The organism is Massilia sp. LXY-6, assembly GCF_051233485.1.
Classification (GTDB): Bacteria; Pseudomonadota; Gammaproteobacteria; order Burkholderiales; family Burkholderiaceae_D; genus Telluria.
Map to the genome: position 1 here is coordinate 94751 of NZ_JBKFGF010000047.1, position 21678 is coordinate 116428.

The following is a 21678-nucleotide window of genomic DNA, read 5'->3' on the forward strand; positions in this document are numbered from 1 at the left end:
GCTCAAGCGCAGCGCGACAGGAAGGCATCGAACAACTCGCGCAGCAGGGGAATGCGGGCGCCGAGGCGGTGGTCGCCCGGCACCAGGTGCAAGGTGCACTGGCGCGAACGCGCGAAGCGGATCGCGTGTTCGCACGGGATCAGCTCGTCGTCCCAGCCGTGCACGATCTCGGTGCGTGCGGCCGGCACCCGCGGTTCCTGGGTCGGATAGCCGGGGATGTAGACGGCGGGGGCGAGCAGGAACACGCCGCGCGCGCCGACGCGTGCCGAGGCCTCGGCCGCGATCCAGCCCCCCATGCTCGACCCGACCAGCAGCAGGGGGCCGCGCGTGCCGGCGCAGTTTCGCAGCAGCAGTTCCAGGCGTGCAGCCGGATCGGCCGTGTGCGAGTAGTCGAGGCTGGCCACGTCCCAGCGGCGCGCCCGTGCGACCTCGGCCAGCGCGGCGATCTTGTTGCCGCCGGGGCCGCTTTCCTTGCCGTGCATGAAGTGGACCAAGCCGCTTGTCATCATCCTTTTCTCCGTCATCGGCAGGCCACCAGCGAAGCGAGCAGCTTGCCATGGCCGACCAGGTGGTGGCGCGCATCGCGCGCGGTATCGGTGCGCGGATCGTCATAGCCGGCCAGATGGTGGCGCGCGTCGGTCAGGGTTTGCCTGTTCATGGTGGTGTCCTTGTCGTTCGGGGAGCCGTCCACTGTAGCCGCGGACGCGACAAGCGGCGTCGCGTCCCCGCCGGCCGATCGGCGAACCGGTGCGACATTGCTTGTCGCGCCGTCATGGCATCATTCGGCGATCCATTCATGAAGGAGGCGCCGATGGCGCATATCGTTTTGCTGGGGGACTCGATCTTCGATAACGCCCCTTATGTCCCGGCCGGGACGCAGGTCCAGGCCCAGTTGCAATCCGTGCTGGCAGCGCAGGACCGGGTGTCGCTCCTGGCACGCGACGGCGCCGTGCTGGCCGATATGGTGGCCCAGGTGGCGCGCCTGCAGGAACTGCCCGAGCCGGCCGACTGGCTCCTGGTGAGCTGCGGCGGCAACGACGTGCTGGGCCTGGTCGGGGCGATGCAGTCGAAGGCGGGCTCGGTGCTCGAGGCGGTCACGCTGCTGGCCGACTGGCAGGCCGGATTCCGGCGCGACTACCGGCGCATGCTGAACGTGGTGCTGTCCAGAAGAAAGCCGGTGGCCCTGGCGACGATCTACGATGGTGTTCCCGGGCTCGAGCCGGGACTGCGGACGGCGCTGGCCCCGTTCAACGACGTGATCCTGCGCGAGGCGGTAGTGCATCGCCTGCCGGTGCTGGACCTGCGGCTGGTCTGCGACGAGGCTGGCGACTACGCGGCCGTGTCGCCGATCGAGCCTTCGGCACGGGGCGGCGCCAAGATCGCCGCCGCGATCGCGCAACTGGTGCGCATGCACGACCCCGCCGCCCCACGGACGACCGTGTACGGCGGCACCGCATCCTGAGCGCCGACCCTGGTCGAGCGGCATATGCGGCACCACCTGTGGACGCGCTAAAATCCGAACTTAATCGGGAATCGATGCTCTGTCGTTTCGAGCCCCTGCATCGCCAGCAGCCGGAGCTGCCTTTCCGCCGACCCTCGCTGGCAAAACATTTCCTTGGTCGAGGATGCCATGCCTTTACGCAAGCTCTTTCACGACAGCGTCATCGAGATGCCGGCCCAGTCCGGATTGCTCCCGAGCGGTTTACATGTCAATGCGGTGACTCCAGAGCATGATGACGAATTAATGACCGTAAGTTTTTCACTCTCACCCGACGGCCATCTGAATGAAGAACTGGAGGAGAAAGTGGCCAAGGGAGAGGTGTTGCCGGTTCAGCTTATCCGTGACCGTTATGGGGTACCGGATGCGCAAATACAGCCCCTTATCGATTGGCTCACGGCCAATCATTTCGATATCCTGTACAAAGCGCCCGACAATACCAGCGTACAAGCGCGGGCTATCGCCGGCAACGTGGCCAAGGCGCTGGAGGTCGAGCTGGTCCGGGTGACCAGCGATGGCATTACCTATACCTCGGCGCGCAATGCACCCAGCCTGCCGGAAGCGGTTGCGGCAAACGTGCGTGCCATTGGCGGCCTGCAGCCGCACCGGCAGCCGCATAAACATTCGCGGCGACTTCCGGCCGGGATTCGTCCAAAGGCCCCGGCAAAGGGCGCAGCCACGCGGGCCGCAGCGAGCACGCCCGGCTACCTCCCCAAGGACATCCTGCTGGCCTACCATGCCGATGGCCTGGGGGTAAGCGGAGAGCAGCAGACGATCGGCATCGTGATCGATACGCCGCCGCTGGATTCGGATATGGCGGCGTTCTGGACACGCTGCGGAATAGCGGTCGACCCCGGGCGCATGGAGCTTGTGAATGTCAATCAATCCGAATTGCCCCCTCCCAGCGGCGAAGAAACGCTCGACGCGCAATGGGCCAGCGGCATTGCCCCCGGGGCGAAAGTACGCATCTATGCGACCGGGAGCCTGCGGTTCTCGGACATCGATGCGGCACTGGACCGGATACTTCTCGACATCGCGAATGACCCCGGACTACGGCAGGCATCGATGAGCATGGGCCTTGGCGAGAGCTATATGGCGCCAGGCGAAATCAAGACCGAACATGCCAAGTTCCTGCGGCTGGCCGCGGCCGGTGTCAATATGTTCGTGTCCAGCGGCGACGCGGGGGCCAGCCCGGACGACACCGGGCATGGCGCAGGAGGGCCGCTGCAAACGGAATACGAAGCATCCGACCCGTGCGTGGTGGGCGTTGGCGGAACGAGCCTCAAAATAGCCCACGGCGGCAGGGTAAGCGAGACGGCCTGGCCAGGCAGTGGTGGCGGCAAGAGCAAATACTTTGCGCGCCCGACGTGGCAGCTTGCGAACGGCGTCGAGCCCGGGAATAGCAGACTGGTCCCGGACGTCAGCCTGGCGGCAGACCCGAATCACGGCGGCATCGTCATCCTCCATGGCCAGGAAATAGTCTATGGTGGAACGAGCTGGAGCGCCCCGGCCTGGGCCGGATTTTGCGCCCTGATGAATGCCGCCCGTGCGGCGGCGGCCAAGCCAGCACTACCCTTCCTCAACCCCTTGCTCTACGAGAAGCAAGGCGCTCCGTGTTTTCGCGACATCACGAGAGGCAGTAATGGCGCGTATGACGCTGCCGGTGGTTTCGACATGGTGACCGGGCTGGGGGTGCCGAACATCCAGCAGCTGATTGCCCGCTTGCCATAGCCTTTGCAGCGCAGGGCCGGCAATGATTCGCTGCTGCCCCGGCCCTGCGCCGATGTTATACTTCGGCGCTCGGGACCTCGTCATCGGGCAGTCCGGCCACCGCGCCAGGACCAGCCACGTTGCCGATGGATGCGTGGACGCCAGCCGGCTGCCTGGCGTCATGCTCCGGCCCGCACTGGTCCGACAGACCGGATCCTCGCGTGCGCGTGACCTGATACATCGATGTATAGAGCCCTGTTCTCACAGGGCTCTATATTTTGAACTGTCGAGTAGCGGTCCAGCCACGCAAGCCCACCATTATTTGAGTACTCATTTGGAATTCTTCCATGGAAATTAAAGTCAACTTCCTCGACAAGCTGCGCCTTGAAGCCAAGTTCGACGACTTCACGGTCATCGCCGACCAGCCCATCCGCTACAAGGGCGATGGCTCGGCGCCTGGCCCGTTCGATTATTTTCTGGCCTCGTCGGCCTTGTGCGCGGCCTACTTCGTGAAGTTGTACTGCAACACCCGCAATATCCCGACCGAAAATATTCGCCTGTCGCAGAATAATATCGTCGACCCGGAAAACCGTTATCAGCAGATCTTCAAGATCCAGGTCGAGCTGCCGCCGGATATCTCCGAGAAGGATCGCCAGGGTATCCTGCGCTCGATCGACCGTTGTACGGTGAAAAAGGTCGTGCAGACCGGGCCCGAGTTCGTGATCGAAGAGGTGGAGAATCTCGACGCCGATGCGCAGGCCCTGCTGACGTTGCAGCCCGGTGTCGAATCGGCCACCTACATCCCGGGCAAGGATCTGCCGCTGGAGCAGACCATCGCGAATATGTCGGGCCTGCTGGCGGGCCTCGGCATCAAGATCGAAATCGCATCGTGGCGCAATATCGTGCCGAATGTGTGGTCGCTGCATATCCGCGATGCGCACTCGCCGATGTGTTTTACGAATGGCAAGGGGGCGACCAAGGAAAGCGCGTTGGCATCAAGCCTGGGCGAGTACATCGAGCGCCTGAGCAACAACCATTTCTATGCCGGCGCCTACTGGGGCGAAGACATCGCCAACGCGGCATTCGTGCATTACCCGAACGAGCGCTGGTTCAAGCCAGGCCCCGACGACGCGCTGCCGTCCGGGATTCTGGATGAGTACTGCCTGGAGATCTACGATCCCGAAGGCGAGCTGCGTGCTTCGCACCTGGTCGACACCAACTCCGGTAATGCGGAGCGCGGTATCGTGTCGCTGCCGTACCTACGGCATTCGGACGGCGAGGTGGTGTATTTCCCGTCCAACCTGATCGAAAACCTCTACGCCAGCAACGGCATGAGCGCCGGTAATACCCTGGCCGAAGCGCAGGTGCAATGCCTGTCCGAGATTTTCGAACGTGCGGTCAAGCGCGAAATCCTGGAAGGCGAGCTTGCATTGCCCGACGTGCCCGAGGAAGTGCTGGCGAAATACCCCGGCATCGTGGCCGGGATCCAGGGCCTGGAAGAGCAGGGCTTCCCGGTACTGGTCAAGGATGCCTCGCTGGGCGGGACTTATCCGGTGATGTGCGTGACCTTGATGAACCCGCGCACGGGCGGCGTGTTTGCCTCGTTCGGCGCGCACCCGAGCTTCGAGGTGGCGCTGGAACGGAGCCTGACCGAATTGCTGCAGGGGCGCAGCTTCGAAGGCTTGAATGATTTGCCGCCGCCGACCTTCACCAGCGAAGCCGTGACCGAGCCCTATAACTTCGTCGAGCATTTCATCGATTCCAGCGGTGTGGTGTCGTGGCGCTTTTTCAGCGCCAAAGCGGATTATGATTTTGTCGAGTGGGACTTTAGGGCGCAGGGCGACAACGCGAATGCCGAGGAAGCCGCGACCCTGCTGAACATCCTCGACGAGATGGGCAAGGAAGTCTACATGGCGGTGTATGACGAGCTTGGCGCCGTCGCCTGCCGCATCCTGGTGCCCGGCTACTCGGAAATCTATCCGGTGGAAGACCTGGTCTGGGATAACACCAACAAATCGCTGCTGTTCCGCGAAGATATCCTGAACCTGCACCGCCTCGACGACGCCAGCCTGGCGGCATTGCTGGAGCGCCTGGAGAACAACGAGCTGGATGAGTACTCCGACATCGCCACCCTGATCGGCATCGAATTCGACGAGAACACGGACTGGGGACAGCTGACGGTGCTCGAGTTGCGGCTGCTGATCAACTTGGCCTTGCAACAATTCGAGGAAGCGCAGGAGCTGGTGGGCGCCTTCCTGCAGTACAACGACAACACCGTCGAGCGCCGATTGTTTTACCAGGCCCTGAACGCGGTGCTGGAAGTGCTGCTCGATGATGAGCTGGAACTCGACGATTACGTGCTCAACTTCCGCCGTATGTATGGCAATCCGCGGATGGACGCGGTGCTGGACTCGGTGGACGGCAGCGTGCGCTTCTTCGGCCTGACGCCGACCAGCATGAAACTCGAGGGCCTCGACAGGCACCACCGCCTGCTCGACAGCTACAAGAAACTGCACAAGGCGCGGGCCGCTTTTTATCGATGAGGTTCGGGGAACACGAATTCCGCCCTCGCCACGTTTTCCAGCATCGCGTACAAGGCTTGCGCCGGCCCTGACAAGGCCGCGCCCTTGCGCGTAATCAGGCCAAGCGTCCGCCGCACCTCGGGCTCGACCAGGGGAACCGTCACCAGCGACGGATAGCGCAGCTTCGAATATGCCAGCGCCGGCACCGCCGTCAGGCCAAGCCCGGCGTCCGCCAGCGCCAGCGCCGCCGTCACGTGATTCACCTCGCAAAACACGGCGGGCCGCTCCTCCAGCTCTGCCAGGGCGTTGTCGAGCAGGATGCGGTTACTGCTGCGCAGCGACACCGATATCAACCGGGTGCCGCACAAATCCCTCCACGTCACCGATTCCCGGCGCGCCAGCGGATGGCTGCGCTGGACCGCGAGCACGTAACGCTCCGTATACACCGGCTTGAAGTCGAGCTCCGCATCCTGGACGCCGATGAAGTTGACGCCGAAATCCGCTTCCGAGCGGACCACCGACTGTAGGACCTGGGCGCCGCTTTCGTCCAGGACGCGCAAACGTACGGCCGGGAATTGTTCGGAGAAGGACTGCAGTGCGCGCGGCAGCACATAGTTCGACACGGAGGGCACGCAGGCCACCGTCACCACCGCATTGCGCTGGGCCGCCGCCGCCGAGATGGTGCCGAGTGCCACCTGCATCTCGGCGATCGAGGCCTGGGCATGCTCCAGGAACTGCCGTCCGGCCTCGGTCACCGCCACCCGCCGGCTGTTGCGCTCCAACAGGCGAACCTTCAGCACGCCTTCGATCTTGTCGATACGCCGGCTCAGCGCCGGCTGCGAGATGAACAGCTGCGCCGCGGCCGCCCGAAAGCTCAGGCACTCGGCCACGGCGACGAAAGCCTGCAGGTCGCCAAACTCCAGGTCAATCCGGTTCATGCATCGATCAATCACTATTATGCAATTTACTTATTATGCCCCACAAAGGATCATGGACTGACAACACCCATAGACCAATGCAGTAGAGGAGCACACCATGATCCAGGCCAGCCAATCCCCTTCCCGATTCTCGACCGTATTGCGCGTTATCAGCGGCAACTTCCTCGAGATGTTCGACTTCTTCCTGTACGGCTTTTACGCCACCTACATCGCGAAAACATTTTTTCCGTCAGGTAACGAATACGTTTCGCTGATGATGACCTTCGTGACCTTCGGTGCCGGCTTCCTGATGCGGCCGCTCGGTGCAATCATTCTGGGCAGCTACATCGACCGCATCGGCCGTCGCAAGGGCTTGATCGTGACGCTGGCGATCATGGCTTTTGGTACTGTCCTGATCGCCTTTGTTCCAGGTTACGCCACCATCGGCATCGTGGCGCCACTGCTGGTGCTGATCGGCCGCCTGCTGCAGGGCTTTTCCGCGGGCGTCGAACTCGGCGGTGTGTCGGTCTACCTGGCGGAGATGGCGCCGCCGGGACGCAAGGGCTTTTATGTGAGCTGGCAGTCGGCCAGCCAGCAGGCCGCGATCATGGCTGCGGCGCTGATCGGCTTCCTGCTGAACCGCTTGCTGGAGCCGGTCGTCATCGCCGATTGGGGCTGGCGCATTCCCTTCTTCATCGGTTGCAGCATCATTCCGGTGGTGTTCACCATCCGCAGTTCGCTACAGGAAACCGCAGAATTCAAGGCGCGCAAGCACCATCCGGCGTTTCGCGAAGTGCTGCGCTCGATCGCCGATAACTGGAACCTCGTCCTGCTGGGCATGATGCTGGTGGTGATGACCACCGTGTCGTTCTACCTGATCACGGTGTATGCCCCGACCTTCGGCAAGAACGTGCTCAAGCTCAGCGCCGCCGAGAGCCTGCTGGTCACGTTCTGCGTCGGCCTGTCGAACTTCATCTGGCTGCCCGTGATGGGCGCGCTGTCGGACCGGATCGGGCGTTGGCCGCTGCTGGTCGTGTTCACCGTGCTGCCGATCCTGAGCGCGCATCCGGTGCTGTCCTGGCTGGTGCATGCCCCCAGCTTCGGGCACATGCTGGCCGCCGAGCTATGGCTGTCCTTCATGTATGCCAGCTATAACGGCGCCACGGTGGTCGCGCTCACCGAAATCATGCCGCCGGAAGTGCGCACCGTCGGCTTTTCGCTGGCCTACAGCCTGGCGACGGCGATCTTCGGCGGTTTCACGCCGGTGGTTTCCACCTGGCTGATCCAGTTCACCGGTGACAAAGCGGCGCCCGGCTACTGGATGGCCGCGGCGGCGGCCTGCGGTCTGGTGGCGGCCCTGCTGATCTATCGTCCGTGGTTGGGCGTACGGGTCGGGTCGAAAGCGGCGTAAGTCCGCGCCACGGAAATGTCCGCGAGGGGCGCCAGCGACCGCAGGCGCAGCGAAATCAGCAGGGCGCCGCCCAGGAAGCTGCCCAGCAGCGCAACGACGCCGCCCCAGCCGGCATGTTCCCACAACACGCCGCACAGCCAGCCGACGACGCTGGCCCCGAGGTAGTAGAAGAACAGGTAGAGCGCGGACGCGAGCGCCTGCTGCGTGAGGGCGCGCCGGCCCACCCAGCTGCTGGCGATCGAATGCGAGGCGAAGAAGCCGAAGGTGAAGATGGCCATGCCGGCCACGATGATGATGAGGTTTTGCGCCAGCGTCAGCAGCAGGCCCGCCAGCATGATTCCCATGACGGTCCAGAGGACGTGGCGCCGGCCCAGCCGGTCGGCGCGGCGGCCCGCCCACACCGAACTGAAGATCCCCAGCAAATACAGCAGCGAGATCGCGCCGACCAGGCTCTGGCGCAGGCCGAACGGTGCGCCCAGCAGGCGGAAACCGATCAAGTTGTAGGCGCTGACGAAGCATCCCATCAGCAGGAAGGACAGCGCGAACAGCCACGGCAGGCCGGCGTCGCCGAGATGCCGGCGCAGGCCGTGCAGCATCATCGCCGCGCCGCCCGACGAGGTCCGGAAATTGCGCGAGGGCGGCAGGCTGCGCCAGAATTCCCACGCCGCCAGCAGGCCCGCGACACCCATGGCGCCCAGCGCCACGCGCCAGGACAGGAAGTCGGACAGGAACGAGGCCAGCATCCGGCCGAGCATGCCGCCAAAGGCATTTCCGCTGATGAGCAGGCCCATCGAGACGCCCAGCGAGGCCGGCTCGATTTCTTCGTTCAGGTAGGCCATCGCGACCGCGGGCATCCCGCCCAGCGCCAGGCCGAGCAGCGCGCGCGCCGCCAGCAGCTGCGCGTAGTTGTGTGCGAATGCCGACAGTACGGTCATGGTGGCGGATACGACCAGCGCCACGACCATGACGTTCTTGCGCCCCAGACGGTCGGAAATGACGGACGAGCACAAGAGCGACAAGGCCAGTGCGGCCGTCGCGATCGACAGCGACAGGCTGCTCTGTGCCGGGCTCAGCGCGAACTCGTGGGCCAGCAGCGGCATCAGCGGTTGCACGCAGTACAGCAGGGCGAAGCAGGAAAAGCCGCCGAAGAACAGGGCGCGGTTGGTACGGCGGTAAGCGGGTGCGGCGGTGGGGCGGCTGGACATGGCGGGTTGGAACGAGCGTCGATATGCCATCTTAGGATTGCTTGGTATGTCTGTCCAATATATATTTGTGGCCTTACTTATCGCTTAAACAGATAACATGGAACTCAGGCATCTGCGTTACTTCGTGGCCGTCGCCGAAGAGTTGAGCTTTACGCGGGCCGCCGAACGGCTGCATATCGGCCAACCTCCGCTGAGCCAGCAGATCCAGGCGCTGGAGAGCGAGGTCGGCGCCAGGCTGTTCGAGCGCAACAAGCGGCGGGTCCTGCTGACGGAAGCCGGCAAGCTGTTCCTGGCGGATGCGCGGCGCGTGCTGGCGCTGTCCGAACAGGCCAAGGAAACGGCGCGCCGTGCCCACCTGGGCGAAGCCGGCGAGTTGCGGGTCGGGTTCACGTTCTCGACGCCGTTCACGCCCCTGTTTGCGAAGGTGGTGCGGCGCTACCGCCAGCAATACCCCGGGGTGCTGCTGACCTTCCACGAGATGGCGACGTTGCCGCAGCTGGCGAAAATCGAAGCACGCGAACTGGACGTGGGCTTCGTACGGTCGGCGGGGATGCGCCTGCCGCACGCGGTGGCGCTGACGATGTTGCGCCGCGATCCGCTGCGGCTCGTGCTGCCGGCGGATGCGCCGCTGGCGCGGGAAAAACGCATCGCCGTGAAAGACCTGGCCGGCCAGGCCTTCGTCGTGTTCCCGAAGGATGCCGGCACCGGCATCTACCAGCAGATCTTCGACCTGTGCCACGCCGCCGGCTTCACGCCGCAGATTGCGATCGAGGCGGGCGAGCCGTCGACGATCATCGGCCTGGTCGCCGCGGGCTGCGGCATCTCGGTCTTGCCGAGCTCCTTCGAAGGCATCCACATGGAAGGCATCGTCTATCGTCCGCTGGCCGACCCCGATGCCAGCACCTCGATGCTGATCGCGCAGCATGCCGAGGGCGGCGGCCCGCTGGCGCAGGCGTTCGTGGCGCTGGCGAAGGCGGCCGCCGAGGAATGAAGCGCCGGCCGCATCGCGGGGCCGTCAGCGGACGGCGAACCAGTCGAGCAGGCGCCGGTTGACCTCTTGCGCCGCCTCGTACTGCACCCAATGTCCGGCAGCGGGAATGATGTGATGGGCGCGTTCGGCACGGTCGCCTTGCCATACGGTGCCGACTTCCCCGGGGTGGCCGATCGGATCGTGTTCGCCCCATAGCATCAGGACCGGGATGGCCAGTTCTTCCAGGGCCACCGTCAGGGCCGGGCTGAGCGAGGTCTTCTTGCTATCAAAACGTGTACGCAGGCAGGAGCGGTAGTGGATCTGCAGCGCCAGCGGGTCGATCGGGCCGTGCAGCATCAGGACGCCCAGGTTGTGCCGCATGTTCGCGAGCATGGTCTGTTCGTCGTCGGCGTCGCGCCAGCCGCGCATCGTGCCGGCCTGGCGGCGCCCCATGCCATGGCCCACCGCGCCCAGCAAGGCCAGGCTGCGCGCGCCGCCGTGCCGCAAGGCCACGCAAGCGGCGACCACGCCACCGAAGGAAAACCCGGCCAGGTCGAACGCCGCGCCGCTGCCGAGCAGCTTGCCGAGCGAGGCCACGACCGTATCGACCAGGCCGGCGAAGTCGCGATCCGTGCGCAGGGCATCCGAGTCGCCATAGCCGGGCAGGTCGGGCACCAGCACGCGGCGGGAGCCGGACAGGGCTTCGATATTCCTGATCCAGTGCAGCCACGAGCCGTGCCCGCCGTGCAGCAGGACCAGCGGGGCACCGCTGCCGGTGCCAAATTCGCGCCAGCACGTGACCCGTCCTTCATGGTCGATCAGGTGGCGTACCGCGATACGGTCGAGATGGTCGATCACCTCCAATTCACGGCTGATGGTCATCGGGTCTTTCAGTCAAAAAAGGCAGGGCACGCGCCAGCAAGGCATCGGGCGCTTCCTCCGGAATGTAATGGCCGCAGGGCAGCGCTTCACCGCTGACGTCGTCGGCAACAGCCCGCCACTCGTCGAGCGGGACGAAACAGCGCTCGACCACGCCCTGGCGGCCCCACAGCACGCGCAGCGGGACCGCCAGGCGCCGTCCGGCCTGGCGGTCGGCGCGGTCGTGTTCGAGGTCGATGCCGGCCGAGGCGCGGTAATCCTCGCAGATGCCATGGGCGGTGCCGGGAATCGCCAGGCAGCGCTGGTATTCGGCCAGCGCGCGCGGATCGAAGGGCGCAAGTCCTGCACTGCGGCTTCCCATGACGTCGGTGACGTACGCCTGCGGGTCCGCTTCGATCAGGCGCTCCGGGAGCGGCGCCCGCTGGATCAGGAAGAACCAGTGCCAGTAGGCGCGTGCGAAGGCTTCCGTCGTCTGCTCGTACATCGCCAGGGTCGGCGCGATGTCGAGCAGGACCATCCGCTGCACGGCATCCGGATGGTCGGCGGCGAGGCGATGCGCGACGCGCGCCCCGCGATCGTGTGCCAGTATGCTGAAGCGGCCAAAGCCGAGCTCGCGCATCACGGCAAGCACGTCGCCGGCCATGGTCCGCTTGCTGTAGTTGGCGTGGTCTTCGGTGCCGGGCGGCTTCGACGAGTCGCCGTAGCCGCGCAGGTCACAGGCCACCACGGTGAAGTGCCTGGCCAGCTCCGGGGCCACCTTGTGCCAGATCGCATGGGTTTGCGGATGGCCGTGCAGCAGAAGCAGCGGTGGACCCTTGCCGCCGATGATCGTGTGGATGCCGACGCCTGGGGCGGCGTCGATGGTCTGCGCGCGAAAGCCGGGAAAGAGGGGTTCTGTCGTCATGCCGACAAGCATACCGCGGAATCGCGCCGGAGATTGCCTCTCAGCCCCGGTAAAGCGGGTCATCCGCCACGTAGACCACGACGCGATGGTTCAGGAAGCCCCTCGGTGCGATCCTTTCCAGGTCGAACGGCACGATGTGCGCGGCGCCGGTCTGGAAACGCCAGGTGAAGGAACGCCCGCCGGCGACAAAGCGCACCGTCGAGCCGCCGCTAACGTTGACGTAAGGGGTCGTATCGGTGATTGTGATCACCTCGTCGGCCGGGCTCTGCGCCGGCGCCACGGTTCCGAGAAAGCTGAGCGCTTGTTCGAGCGTGCAGGCCGTCGCAGCGCTGGATGCGATGCCCATCGCGGCCGCAAGGAACAGGGGAGGAAGTTGCCTGGTTCTCATGATTGATCCCTTTATGTCCGGCATCGGCAACGCTTGCCTGCCGAGGGATTAGACAGTTTGGCGGGCGCTTCGTCTCAATTACGCGTGGCCGACCCCGGCGGCGCTGTACAGATGCTCGAACTCGTCCATCGGGAGCGGAGGGCCGAGCAGGAAACCCTGCATCGACGAACAGCCCCCACGGATCAGGAAATTGCGCTGCGCCTCCTGCTCGACGCCCTCGGCCACGATCTCGAGCTTGAGCTTGCGCGCCAGTGCAATGATGGCCTCGATGATCGGCACCGAGTCGGGGTCGATACCGACGTCGCGCACGAAGGAGCGGTCGATCTTCAGCGCGGCGAGCGGGAAGGACTTGAGGTAGGCCAGCGACGAATAGCCGGTGCCGAAATCGTCGAGCGAGAAGGAGACACCCTGGGTGCGAAGATCGTGCATGCGCTGGGTGATCTCATGCATGCTTTCGGCGAACACGCTTTCGGTCAACTCCAGGCACAGCCGCTCCGCGCGCGCCCCGGTGGCGTCCAGGATCGCGGCGACCGCGGCCGGAAAGTCGGGATCGCGCAACTGGTGCACGCTGACGTTGACGGCCAGCGTCAGGCGCCCGAGCGTGGGGTCGCGCTGCCAGCGCGCGAGTGCCCGGCAGCTCTCGATGAGTATGTGCTCGCCGAGCGGCCGGATCAGGCCCGACTCTTCGGCGAATCCGATGAAATGGTCGGGGCCGATCATGCCGTGGCCGTCGCGTTGCCAGCGTACCAGCGCTTCCGCCCCGACCAGCCGTCCGTGGGAATCGAACTGGGGCTGGCAGAACAGGCGGAACTGGCCTAGTGAGAGACCGTCGCGCATGGCGGCTTCGAACGCGGCGCGGCGGTCCGCCGCATCCTGCATGCTCGGGTCGAAGAAACGGGCGGTGTTACGCCCGTCCGCCTTGGCGCGGTACATGGCCAGGTCGGCCTGCTTGAGCAGGGTTTCGATGTCGGTGCCCTTGCCATCGAAGAGCGTGATGCCGATACTGGCGGTGCTCTTGAACAGGAGCGAATCGAGCTGGAAAGGCTGGTTCAGGGCCGACAGGATCTTCGCGACCACCCGGTCGGTCTCGGCAGCCGCACCGCGCGGCGAGGCGCCCAGATCCTCCAGCACCACGATGAACTCGTCGCCGCCGAGCCGGGCCAGCTGGTCGCTTTGGCGAACCGTGAAACGCAATCTCCGGGATGCCTGGCGCAGCAGCATGTCTCCCAGATCGTGGCCCATCGTGTCGTTGAGCAGCTTGAAGTTGTCCAGGTCGAGGTAGAGCAATGCGCTGTAGTGGCCCGAGCGCCGGGCGCGTGCCAGCACATGGTCCAGTTCCTCGATCAGGAAGCGACGGTTCGGCAGGCCCGTCAAATGGTCGAAGTAGGCGAGCTCGTAGATCCGTCTTTCGGTCTGCTTGCGTTCGGTGAGGTCGGTGTTCACGCCGGAGATCCGCAAGGCCTTTCCGGCCTCGTCGCGCAGGACGAAACCGCGCGACAATACCGGTACGTAGTGCCCCTCGTGATGGCGCAGCCGGAACTCCAGGCTGTAGGATTCGCGCGGGCTGGGCAGCAGGTCCTTGAGGTAATCGCCGATCATGGCATCGTCGTCCGGGTGCAGGAGGCGGCGCCAGGCTCCGGTATCGTCGACCCCTTCACCGCTGCAGTAGCCGAGCATGTTCCACCAACGCTCCGAGTAATACACTTCGCCGCTGACCAGGTCCCAGTCCCAGGGCGCATCGGTGGAGCCCTTGAGCACGAGCCGCAGCCTTTCTTCGGACTTTTCCAGCGATTCCTGCGTGTCCTTCAGCGCCGTGCAATCGGTGAAGCAGACCACGACCTGCTGGACGGCGCCGGTGTCGTCGCATTCGGGATAGGCATTGCACAGCAGCCAGCGCATCGGGCCGGGGCCGGCGATACCGGCAACGAGGCCGGACAGCTTTTTGCCTGTCCTCAGGACCACATTCCCTGGAAACTCTTCGGGCGCCATTGCCGAGCCGTCGGTGCGCACGACGCCCCAGTCGCTCTTGCTGGGGTCGACGCCGAGCAGCTGGGCTTCGCTGCGGCCCAGCAGTTCCTGGGCCAGGCGATTGGCGGAGACGATGCGGCCATCGGCGGCATGCACCACGACGCCCGCCGGCAAATGGTCGTGCAAAGCGTCGAGGCGGCGTAGTACGTCCGCAGGGGAGGTCGGCGGCATGGCGCTCCGGGTTCGGTGGTGATCCTGGGTAGTCGTTCGTGAAATACTAACAGTTTGGCCGAACGATGGCGCGCACTTGCCGGATGAGCGCGCATGAACCGGACCGCCCGCCCTTCGACGGCCGATCCGGCAGGCCCGCCTCAGAACGGCAGGACGGTCTTGACCCAGAACGCCGACCCGTCGGGACGGTTGCGCACGCTGTACTGGCGCTCCAGCTTGGCGGTCAGGAACCAGCCGTCCTTGCTCTGGTACTTGATCGACGGGCCGATATTGTAGGCCTGGCCCTTGTTGCCGGCCAGCGTGGCTCCGGCAACACGGTCATCTGTCACCTGGCGGTAGAAATAGCCGCCGACCCCGGCAACCCAGCCCTTGCCGAAGGCCCAGCCGAGCGCATAGTCGGCATGCAGCTCGCGGCCGGAGCGGTAGCCGGTGTCGCGGTTGCGGAAGTTATAGTCGAGCATGAGCTTCAGGTCGGCATTGATGCCTGCCGGCTGGGTATAGGTCAGCGCCATCACCGGCTCGATGTTCCAGTAGTTGCGCCCGAGGTTGGCGATGCGCTTGCTGTCGTAGCTGCCGGTGGGCGCGTTGACCTCCAGTGCGAACACATGGTGGAAGCTGGGCGAGGCATGATAGCCCAGCGCCACCGCCAGGTTCAGGTCGCCGATCCCGCGCTCGCGCTGGCGGACCGGGCCGATCCGCACGTCGGCCTCGACCAGCGGCACTATCGCGTGGAAGGCCAGCTGGCCGCCCAGCACCTGGTGCGGCGTCACCCAGATCAGGCGCGGCACGATCGCGTCGACCTCGGCGCGGAACCCGCCCAGGGCCGCTGCGATGTCCTTGCCGTTCTTGTCCCGCAGTTCGGTGGCGCGGTAATGCGTGCCGTAGGCGAGGGTATACCAGCCCGGCGGCGGCATCGCGCCCGCCAGGAAGTTTTCGGCGCCGTTCGGATAGATGCCGCCCCCGCCTTCGGTGGCGAAGGCGGGCGCCGACAGCAGCAGCGCGGCCGCCAGTGCGGCGGCAGACGATGTGGTGGGAGTCGTCTTCATGCGTCACACCTGCAGCGAGCGTTCGCGCGCCAGGGTCAGGGCGGTGTCCTCAATCATGTCTTCCTGGCCGCCCACCATGCCCTTGCGGCCGAGTTCCACCAGGATGTCGCGTGCCGGCACCTTGTATTTGGCTTCGGCCCGCTTGGCGAACAGCAGGAAGGACGAGTACACGCCGGCATAGCCCAGGGTCAGCGAGTCGCGGTCGATGCGCACCAGCTGGTCCATCATCGGCACCACCAGATCCTCGGCGACATCGGTGATGGCGAACAGGTCGACGCCGGTCTCGATGCCCATCCGCTTGCAGACCGCAACGAACACTTCCATCGGCGTGTTGCCCGCGCCCGCGCCCAGGCCCGCGGCCGCGGCATCGATGCGGGTCGCGCCGTATTCGACCGCAACGACCGAGTTGGTGACACCCATGGCCAGGTTGTGGTGGCCATGGAAGCCGATCTCGGTGTCGGGCTTCAGGCTTTCGCGCAGGCGTCCGATGCGCTGCTTGACATCCTCCGGCAGCATGTAGCCGGCCGAATCCGTGCAATACACGCAGTTGGCGCCGTAGCTTTCCATCAGCCTGGCCTGTTCGACGATCTTTTCGGGCGACGCCATATGGCTCATCATCAGGAAGCCGACCGTGTCCATGCCCAGCTTGCGTGCCAGCGTGATGTGCTGCTCGGAGACGTCCGCCTCGGTGCAGTGGGTGGCCACGCGGATCGTGTGGACGCCCAGTTCGCGCGCGTTCAGCAAGTGGTCGGCCGTGCCGATGCCCGGGATCAGGAGGGCGGACACCTTGGCCTGCTGCAGCAGCGGAATGACCGCCATCAGGTATTCGGCGTCGGTATGGCGCGGAAAGCCGTAGTTCACCGATGCGCCGCCGAGGCCGTCGCCGTGCGTGACTTCGATGAGCGGCACGCCGGCGCGGTCCAGGCCGCGCGCCACGTCCTTCATCTGCTGCAGCGTCATCTGGTGGCGCTTCGGATGCATGCCGTCGCGCAGCGTCATGTCGTGCAGGGTGATGCGTTGTTTTACTAGTGTCATGGTCGGTCCTCCTTCAGGCTGCCGTGGCGGCATGGGCTTCGTCCAGCATCTGCCGGGCGAACAGCTCGGCGGTGCGGGCCGCCGCCGCGGTCATGATGTCCAGGTTCCCCGCATATTTCGGCAGGTAGTCGCCCAGGCCCTCGACCTCGACGAAGATCGAGACCCGCTTGCCGTCGAAGACCGGGCCGTTCACCAGCTTGTAGCCGGGGACGTACTTCTGCACTTCGTGGATCATCGCCCGCACCGACGCGGTGATGGCGTCGCGGTCCGGCTCGGCCTCGAGCAGGCAGTGCACCGTGTCGCGCATGATCAGGGGCGGGTCGGCCGGGTTGATGATGATGATGGCCTTGCCTGATTTCGCCTTGCCGACCTGTTCCACCGCGCCGGCCGTGGTGCGGGTGAACTCGTCGATGTTCTTGCGCGTGCCCGGCCCCACCGAACGGGAGGAGACGGTGGCGATGATCTCGCCGTAGGCCACCGGCTGCACGCGCGATACCGCCGCCACCATCGGGATCGTCGCCTGTCCGCCGCAGGTCACCATGTTCACGTTGGTCGCGCCACTCGACAGCTGGGATTCCAGGTTCACCGGCGGCACGCAGTAGGGGCCGATGGCGGCCGGGGTCAGGTCGATGACCTTCACGCCGGCGCCGATCAGCTTCCTGGAATTTTCCGGGTGCGCATAGGCCGAGGTGGCGTCGAAGGCGATGCGCACCTCGTCGCGCCCGACGAAGGGCAGCAGGCCGTCGACGCCGCGGTCGGTGGTCTTGATGCCCATCGCCGCGGCCCGCGCCAGGCCCTCGGAGGCGGGATCGACGCCGACCATCCATGCCGGTTCGAGGAACTGGCTGCGCTTGAGTTTGTAAAGGAGGTCGGTGCCGATATTCCCGGGCCCGATCACTGCACAACGAATCTTGTTCATCTGGTTCTCCATGCGTTCAATGAAAACGGATCCCGCAGCCGCCGATGCCGCCGATGGTGACGCGGAAGTGGTCGCCCGCCGAGGCCGGGAACATCGCCGCCAGCGCGCCGGACAGCACCACTTCGCCGGCGCGCAGCGGTACACCCAGGCGGCCCATGGTGTTGGCCAGCCACGCCACCGCGTGCAGGGGATTGCCCAGGGCGGCGGCGCCGGCCCCGGTGGCGACGATCTCGCCGTTCTTCTCGAGCACCATGCCGCAGGTCGCCAGGTCGATGCGGCGAGGGTCGACGGCCCCATTGCCGAGCACGAACACGCCGCATGAGGCGTTGTCGGCCACCGTGTCCTGGATCCGGATCTTCCAGTCGCGGATGCGCGAGTCGACGATCTCGAAGCACGGCATGACGAAGTCGGTGGCGCGCAGCACGTCGGCGGCGCTGACGCCGGGCCCGTTCAGGTCATGTTTCAGGACGAAGGCGATCTCGCCCTCGGCGCGCGGCTGGACCAGGCTGTCGCGCGGAATCGAGTCGCCGTCGTTGTACAGCATGTCGTCCAGCAGGTAGCCGAAGTCCGGCTGGTAGACCTCCAGCATGTTCATCACCGCCTTGCTGGTCACGCCGACCTTCTTGCCGATCACGCGGGCCCCAAGCGCCAGCCGGCGCGTCAGCAGCTGCTGTTGCACCGCGTAGGCGTCTTCGATGCTCATCTGCGGTTCGCGCTCGGTCAGCGGCGCCACCGTGCTCTTGCCGGACAGCGCCTCGTAGAGCTCGTCGCCGAGCTGGGCGATCCTGTTCTTGTCCATGGCTCAGGCCTCCGCCAGGAAGTCGCCCACCAGGCGCGAGAAGCGCGCGGCATGTTCGATCTGGGTCCAGTGGCCGCATTTGCCGAACACGTGCAGCTGGGCGTTCGGGATCGCCTGCAGCAGGTCGTAGGAGTTCTGCAGCGGGATCACCTTGTCATCGCGGCCGTGGACCACGAGCGTCTGGTGTTCGAGCTTGCGGATCTCGTCGATCGGGCTGGCCATCATCTCGACCCCGTTCTGGCGCGGCGCCGGGAACATGGCCGAGAACGATTCCTGGAAGCCGGGCTGGATGCTGGCCTTGTAGCGCAGTTGCGCCAGCTCGTCGTTCACCAGCTTGCGGTCGTAGGCGAAGATGTCGAGCAGGGCGCGCATGTTCTCCACGCTGGGCTGGTAGCCCCACACCGCGTCCAGGCCTTCGGTGATCGGGAAGGACACGCCGACGCTGCCCATCAGCACCAGGCGCCTGACCCGCTGCGGATGGCGGATCGCCAGCGCCAGCGCGATGGCGCCGCCGAAGGAGTTTCCGACCACGCTGGCCTGCTCGATGTCCAGTGCGTCCAGCAGGCCGATCGCCTGGTCGACCCAGGTATCGAGGTCGTAGCGGACGCCCTCGGGACGCTGGGAATACCCGAAGCCGGTCATGTCCGGGGCAATGACCCGGAAGCGCGTGGCCAGTTCGGGCATCGTCAGCCGCCAGTTCGCCCAGGCGCTCACGCCGGGGCCCGAGCCGTGGATCATCAGCACCGGGGCGCCGGTGCCGGTGTCGTGGTAATTCGTGCGGATGCCGTTGGCGATCACGCTGTGTGCGATTTCCGGATTGTTCCCGTCGCGTTGGTTTGCTTCAGCCATTTGTTGCTCCAGAGTGTGAGGTTTGTCGATGCGAAAGGGAGGCTCAGGTGTGTACCGCCAGGAAGCTCTCTTCCATGTTCCCCGTGTGGTAGAAGATGCCGCGGGCCGGATCGGTCCAGGTAATCGGCGGCATGTCGGGTTGGGCAAGGTAGCCGAGGCCGGCGAAGGTTTCGTTGCGGTTGCCCGACGGGTCGAAGAAGTAGATCGTCTCGCCGCGCGTGATGCCGTGGCGGGTGGGGGCCACGTCGATCCGCGTGCGGTTCTTCGCCAGGATGTCGCCGCACTTGAGGATGTCGTGCCAGCTGTCGAGGAAGAAGGAGATGTGGTGCAGTCCGGACCTGGGGCCGCCGGCAAAGGCGATGTCGTGCGGCGTGGAGGTGCGGAACATGAAGGCGGCGGCCTGGATCTCCCCGTCGGGACCGGCCACGACCTGCTCGCCCAGGTGGAAGTCCATGGTCTCCTTGAAGAACTTCACGTTTTCCGCCACCTTGTTGACGCCGGTTTCAGGGTTCAGCTCGCACATCAGCAGGCAGTGGTCGAGCCAGTGCGCGCCGACGCCCTTCAGACCGTCCGGCCAGGGCGCGGGATCGACCGTGCCGACATCCTTGCCGACGAAGTCCTTCTGCGCGAACAGGTGCATCAGGTGTCCGCTCGGGATCGTGAAGCGCAGCGAGCGGCCGCAGAACGGCAGCTGGCCCGCCGGCAGCATCTCGGCCTGCACGCCGCGGGCTTCGATGCGCTGCTTGATGGCGTCCAGGTCGGCGTCGTGCTCGACCTTGTAGGCGACATGGTTCATGCCGGCGGCATCCGAAGCGGTCAACTGGAGGGAATACTTGTCCCATTCGTCCCAGCACTTCAGGTAGACCGTTTCGTTCCCTTCGCGGTGCACGACCTTCATGCCCAGGATGTTCTCGTAGTGTGTGACGGCGGCTTGCATATCCATGACCCGCAGGCTGATATGGCCGATTCTCATGACTCCCATGGCTCCTCCTTTATTATGTGATTGATGGGTTCTGCTTGTTCGTGCAGCGAAACACCGAGTTGCACATCTTTCCGACTACCTTCAGCTGCACGTCGGTGCGCGGCCGTGCCCTGCAGGCCAGCACGACACCGCGGCAGACATCGTCCTCGCAGACGTGGGCACGGCTCATCGTCCCGCACTCGTATTCGCCGGCGACGATATGGACCTTGCAGATGCCGCAGCCACCGTTCAGGCATCCGACCGGAATGCCTTTCCGGCCCAGCCGCGCCATTCCCTGCAACAGGGTTTCGTCCTGCCGGCACTCGAAGCTTTCGCTGGTTTCCAGCAGGCTGACCGTCAGCGCCTCCGCTGTCTTCGTTTGCATGTCGCCTCCTAGACGCGCTTGAAGAGGGGGCTCCTGGTTTGCTGCGCATCCGCCGCCGAGATGAATTTTTCGGTATGGATGTCGCGCTCGTACAGATGGCCCTGCATCAGCGCCGTCAGGCAGGCTTCGATCATCGGCGGCGGTCCGCACAGGTAAGCCTTGTGGCCGCGGAAGTCGTTGCCGAAGTGCTCGCGCGCCGCTTCGTGCACATAGCCGCGGTAGCCGTCCCACGCGTCGTCCCCGGCCGCATCCGACAATGCGGGGACGTAGGTGAAGTTCGGGTGGCGCCTGGCCAGGTCGACGAATTCGTCGTGGTAGTACAGTTCCTGGCGGCTGCGCTGGCCGTAGACCAGCGTGATCGGCAGGCCGCAGTCCTCGCGCAGCAGCTCGTGGATCATCGCGCGCGGGCTCGACAGGCCCGATCCGCCGGCCATGAACAGCAGGGGCGCCCGGGCCGACTTGCGCACGAAGAAGCGGCCGTAGGGACCCGAGATCGTGACCCGCTCGCCGACCTGGAGCCGGTCGTGGACGTAGGTGGTGCCCACGCCGCCGGGCACGATGCGGACGTTCAGCTCGATCAGCGAGGGGTCGCTGCCCGCGCTGGCGATCGAGAACGCACGCGCGCAGCCGGCGCCCGGGATCTGCAGGTTGATGTACTGCCCGGCCTGGAAGCGCAGGGGCTCGTCGAGCTGGATGAACACGCCCCTTACCGTCGGGGTCAGCCGCTCCAGCCGGACGACCGTGCCCTCCAGGTCGCGCACCGGGATGGTTTCCGCGTCCGGATCCTGTTCGATCTCGGCTTCGAGAGTGGCATCGCTGCACAGGGTGGCGCAGCATGCCAGCGCCTTGCCTTCCTCGCGCTCGAAATCCATCAGCGCAAAGGGCGAGGCGTCGCCGTGCTCGATTTCGCCGTCCACCACCTGCACCTTGCAGGTCGCGCACAGGCCATGGCAGCAGGCGTGTGGCAGGTAGATGCCGTTGCGCAGGGCGGCGTCGAGAATGTTCTGTCCTTCCTCGACGTCGATGGTGACGCCCAGCGGCTCAATGGTGAGTTCGTATGCCATCGCATCACTCCTTCAGT

At 65.4% G+C, this 21678-nt stretch carries 21 protein-coding genes; 5 read left to right on the forward strand and 16 right to left on the reverse strand.

All coding sequences use genetic code 11. The annotated features are described in order from the left end of the window. Window positions 1-2 precede the first annotated feature (2 nt). Both ACI48D_RS20355 and ACI48D_RS20360 read right to left on the reverse strand, forming a co-directional pair. A complete protein-coding gene (locus tag ACI48D_RS20355) occupies window positions 3-509 on the reverse strand; it encodes a YqiA/YcfP family alpha/beta fold hydrolase (RefSeq protein WP_435573069.1) in 507 nt (168 codons plus the stop codon). A gap of 11 nt (window positions 510-520) precedes the next feature. Further along, window positions 521-658, reverse strand: a complete 138-nt coding sequence (locus ACI48D_RS20360; RefSeq protein WP_435573070.1) for a hypothetical protein — start codon at window positions 656-658, stop codon at window positions 521-523. A 153-nt stretch (window positions 659-811) separates the two neighbouring features. Here ACI48D_RS20360 and ACI48D_RS20365 point away from each other — a divergent pair, with 153 nt between their 5' ends. The 3 genes from ACI48D_RS20365 (at window position 812) to ACI48D_RS20375 (ending at window position 5751) form a co-directional block, all read left to right on the forward strand. Then, window positions 812-1462, forward strand: coding sequence for an SGNH/GDSL hydrolase family protein (locus ACI48D_RS20365; protein ID WP_435573071.1), 651 nt, complete (start codon window positions 812-814; stop codon window positions 1460-1462). Window positions 1463-1630: 168 nt separating this feature from the next. Continuing rightward, window positions 1631-3229 (forward strand): S53 family peptidase, encoded by a 1599-nt coding sequence (locus ACI48D_RS20370; RefSeq protein ID WP_435573072.1) that lies wholly within the window; start codon window positions 1631-1633, stop codon window positions 3227-3229. 326 nt (window positions 3230-3555) lie between these two features. Further along, window positions 3556-5751 carry an OsmC domain/YcaO domain-containing protein gene (locus tag ACI48D_RS20375; RefSeq protein ID WP_435573073.1) on the forward strand — a complete coding sequence of 732 codons (2196 nt, stop codon included), beginning with the start codon at window positions 3556-3558 and terminating at the stop codon, window positions 5749-5751. Here the strand turns inward: ACI48D_RS20375 and ACI48D_RS20380 are convergent. Then, window positions 5742-6668 (reverse strand): LysR family transcriptional regulator, encoded by a 927-nt coding sequence (locus ACI48D_RS20380; protein ID WP_435573074.1) that lies wholly within the window; start codon window positions 6666-6668, stop codon window positions 5742-5744. The genes ACI48D_RS20375 and ACI48D_RS20380 overlap by 10 nt on opposite strands. A gap of 97 nt (window positions 6669-6765) precedes the next feature. Here ACI48D_RS20380 and ACI48D_RS20385 point away from each other — a divergent pair, with 97 nt between their 5' ends. Next, window positions 6766-8058 (forward strand): MFS transporter, encoded by a 1293-nt coding sequence (locus ACI48D_RS20385; RefSeq protein WP_435573075.1) that lies wholly within the window; start codon window positions 6766-6768, stop codon window positions 8056-8058. Here the strand turns inward: ACI48D_RS20385 and ACI48D_RS20390 are convergent. Next, the gene (locus tag ACI48D_RS20390; protein ID WP_435573076.1) at window positions 8013-9263 is read right to left on the reverse strand and encodes an MFS transporter; all 1251 of its coding nucleotides are present in this window, start codon (window positions 9261-9263) and stop codon (window positions 8013-8015) included. The two genes, ACI48D_RS20385 and ACI48D_RS20390, sit on opposite strands and share 46 nt — an antisense overlap. A 97-nt stretch (window positions 9264-9360) precedes the next feature. Here ACI48D_RS20390 and ACI48D_RS20395 point away from each other — a divergent pair, with 97 nt between their 5' ends. Next, window positions 9361-10254, forward strand: coding sequence for a LysR substrate-binding domain-containing protein (locus tag ACI48D_RS20395; protein WP_435573077.1), 894 nt, complete (start codon window positions 9361-9363; stop codon window positions 10252-10254). Between the two features lie 24 nt (window positions 10255-10278). Here the strand turns inward: ACI48D_RS20395 and ACI48D_RS20400 are convergent, their stop codons facing one another. The 12 genes from ACI48D_RS20400 to ACI48D_RS20455 all read right to left on the reverse strand — a co-directional run bounded on the left by ACI48D_RS20400 (window position 10279) and on the right by ACI48D_RS20455 (window position 21661). Continuing rightward, on the reverse strand, window positions 10279-11115 hold the full coding sequence (locus ACI48D_RS20400; RefSeq protein WP_435573078.1) for an alpha/beta fold hydrolase: 837 nt from the start codon (window positions 11113-11115) through the stop codon (window positions 10279-10281). After that, complete coding sequence (locus ACI48D_RS20405) at window positions 11099-12016, reverse strand: alpha/beta fold hydrolase (protein ID WP_435573079.1); 918 nt, start codon at window positions 12014-12016, stop codon at window positions 11099-11101. Before ACI48D_RS20405 ends, ACI48D_RS20400 begins: the two co-directional genes overlap by 17 nt. 40 nt (window positions 12017-12056) lie before the next feature. After that, the gene (locus ACI48D_RS20410; RefSeq protein ID WP_435573080.1) at window positions 12057-12404 is read right to left on the reverse strand and encodes a CzcE family metal-binding protein; all 348 of its coding nucleotides are present in this window, start codon (window positions 12402-12404) and stop codon (window positions 12057-12059) included. Between the two features lie 78 nt (window positions 12405-12482). Beyond that, window positions 12483-14603, reverse strand: coding sequence for an EAL domain-containing protein (locus ACI48D_RS20415; protein WP_435573081.1), 2121 nt, complete (start codon window positions 14601-14603; stop codon window positions 12483-12485). A gap of 140 nt (window positions 14604-14743) precedes the next feature. Continuing rightward, the gene (locus tag ACI48D_RS20420; protein ID WP_435573082.1) at window positions 14744-15649 is read right to left on the reverse strand and encodes a SphA family protein; all 906 of its coding nucleotides are present in this window, start codon (window positions 15647-15649) and stop codon (window positions 14744-14746) included. A 3-nt stretch (window positions 15650-15652) separates the two neighbouring features. Beyond that, window positions 15653-16684: a 4-hydroxy-2-oxovalerate aldolase gene (dmpG, locus tag ACI48D_RS20425; RefSeq protein WP_435573083.1), complete on the reverse strand. Its 1032-nt coding sequence runs from the start codon at window positions 16682-16684 to the stop codon at window positions 15653-15655. A 13-nt stretch (window positions 16685-16697) separates the two neighbouring features. After that, the gene (locus tag ACI48D_RS20430; protein WP_435573084.1) at window positions 16698-17603 is read right to left on the reverse strand and encodes an acetaldehyde dehydrogenase (acetylating); all 906 of its coding nucleotides are present in this window, start codon (window positions 17601-17603) and stop codon (window positions 16698-16700) included. Window positions 17604-17619: 16 nt separating this feature from the next. Further along, window positions 17620-18402, reverse strand: a complete 783-nt coding sequence (gene dmpE / locus ACI48D_RS20435; RefSeq protein ID WP_435573085.1) for a 2-oxopent-4-enoate hydratase — start codon at window positions 18400-18402, stop codon at window positions 17620-17622. Window positions 18403-18405: 3 nt separating this feature from the next. Beyond that, window positions 18406-19251 carry an alpha/beta fold hydrolase gene (locus tag ACI48D_RS20440; protein ID WP_435573086.1) on the reverse strand — a complete coding sequence of 282 codons (846 nt, stop codon included), beginning with the start codon at window positions 19249-19251 and terminating at the stop codon, window positions 18406-18408. 43 nt (window positions 19252-19294) lie between these two features. Further along, window positions 19295-20233 carry a catechol 2,3-dioxygenase gene (locus tag ACI48D_RS20445; protein ID WP_435573087.1) on the reverse strand — a complete coding sequence of 313 codons (939 nt, stop codon included), beginning with the start codon at window positions 20231-20233 and terminating at the stop codon, window positions 19295-19297. 13 nt (window positions 20234-20246) lie between these two features. Continuing rightward, window positions 20247-20597, reverse strand: a complete 351-nt coding sequence (locus ACI48D_RS20450) for a 2Fe-2S iron-sulfur cluster-binding protein (RefSeq protein WP_435573088.1) — start codon at window positions 20595-20597, stop codon at window positions 20247-20249. Between the two features lie 8 nt (window positions 20598-20605). After that, complete coding sequence (locus ACI48D_RS20455; RefSeq protein WP_435573089.1) at window positions 20606-21661, reverse strand: NADH:ubiquinone reductase (Na(+)-transporting) subunit F; 1056 nt, start codon at window positions 21659-21661, stop codon at window positions 20606-20608. Window positions 21662-21678 lie beyond the last annotated feature (17 nt).

Excerpts from the sequence above, each read along its gene's own strand:
- ACI48D_RS20355 (WP_435573069.1), bottom strand. The coding sequence starts at position 509 with ATGATGACAAGCGGCTTGGTCCACTTCATGCACGGCAAGGAAAGCGGC.
- ACI48D_RS20360 (WP_435573070.1), bottom strand. The coding sequence starts at position 658 with ATGAACAGGCAAACCCTGACCGACGCGCGCCACCATCTGGCCGGCTAT.
- ACI48D_RS20365 (WP_435573071.1), top strand. The coding sequence starts at position 812 with ATGGCGCATATCGTTTTGCTGGGGGACTCGATCTTCGATAACGCCCCT.
- ACI48D_RS20370 (WP_435573072.1), top strand. The coding sequence starts at position 1,631 with ATGCCTTTACGCAAGCTCTTTCACGACAGCGTCATCGAGATGCCGGCC.
- ACI48D_RS20375 (WP_435573073.1), top strand. The coding sequence starts at position 3,556 with ATGGAAATTAAAGTCAACTTCCTCGACAAGCTGCGCCTTGAAGCCAAG.
- ACI48D_RS20380 (WP_435573074.1), bottom strand. The coding sequence starts at position 6,668 with ATGAACCGGATTGACCTGGAGTTTGGCGACCTGCAGGCTTTCGTCGCC.
- ACI48D_RS20385 (WP_435573075.1), top strand. The coding sequence starts at position 6,766 with ATGATCCAGGCCAGCCAATCCCCTTCCCGATTCTCGACCGTATTGCGC.
- ACI48D_RS20390 (WP_435573076.1), bottom strand. The coding sequence starts at position 9,263 with ATGTCCAGCCGCCCCACCGCCGCACCCGCTTACCGCCGTACCAACCGC.
- ACI48D_RS20395 (WP_435573077.1), top strand. The coding sequence starts at position 9,361 with ATGGAACTCAGGCATCTGCGTTACTTCGTGGCCGTCGCCGAAGAGTTG.
- ACI48D_RS20400 (WP_435573078.1), bottom strand. The coding sequence starts at position 11,115 with ATGACCATCAGCCGTGAATTGGAGGTGATCGACCATCTCGACCGTATC.
- ACI48D_RS20405 (WP_435573079.1), bottom strand. The coding sequence starts at position 12,016 with ATGACGACAGAACCCCTCTTTCCCGGCTTTCGCGCGCAGACCATCGAC.
- ACI48D_RS20410 (WP_435573080.1), bottom strand. The coding sequence starts at position 12,404 with ATGAGAACCAGGCAACTTCCTCCCCTGTTCCTTGCGGCCGCGATGGGC.
- ACI48D_RS20415 (WP_435573081.1), bottom strand. The coding sequence starts at position 14,603 with ATGCCGCCGACCTCCCCTGCGGACGTACTACGCCGCCTCGACGCTTTG.
- ACI48D_RS20420 (WP_435573082.1), bottom strand. The coding sequence starts at position 15,649 with ATGAAGACGACTCCCACCACATCGTCTGCCGCCGCACTGGCGGCCGCG.
- dmpG (WP_435573083.1), bottom strand. The coding sequence starts at position 16,684 with ATGACACTAGTAAAACAACGCATCACCCTGCACGACATGACGCTGCGC.
- ACI48D_RS20430 (WP_435573084.1), bottom strand. The coding sequence starts at position 17,603 with ATGAACAAGATTCGTTGTGCAGTGATCGGGCCCGGGAATATCGGCACC.
- dmpE (WP_435573085.1), bottom strand. The coding sequence starts at position 18,402 with ATGGACAAGAACAGGATCGCCCAGCTCGGCGACGAGCTCTACGAGGCG.
- ACI48D_RS20440 (WP_435573086.1), bottom strand. The coding sequence starts at position 19,251 with ATGGCTGAAGCAAACCAACGCGACGGGAACAATCCGGAAATCGCACAC.
- ACI48D_RS20445 (WP_435573087.1), bottom strand. The coding sequence starts at position 20,233 with ATGGGAGTCATGAGAATCGGCCATATCAGCCTGCGGGTCATGGATATG.
- ACI48D_RS20450 (WP_435573088.1), bottom strand. The coding sequence starts at position 20,597 with ATGCAAACGAAGACAGCGGAGGCGCTGACGGTCAGCCTGCTGGAAACC.
- ACI48D_RS20455 (WP_435573089.1), bottom strand. The coding sequence starts at position 21,661 with ATGGCATACGAACTCACCATTGAGCCGCTGGGCGTCACCATCGACGTC.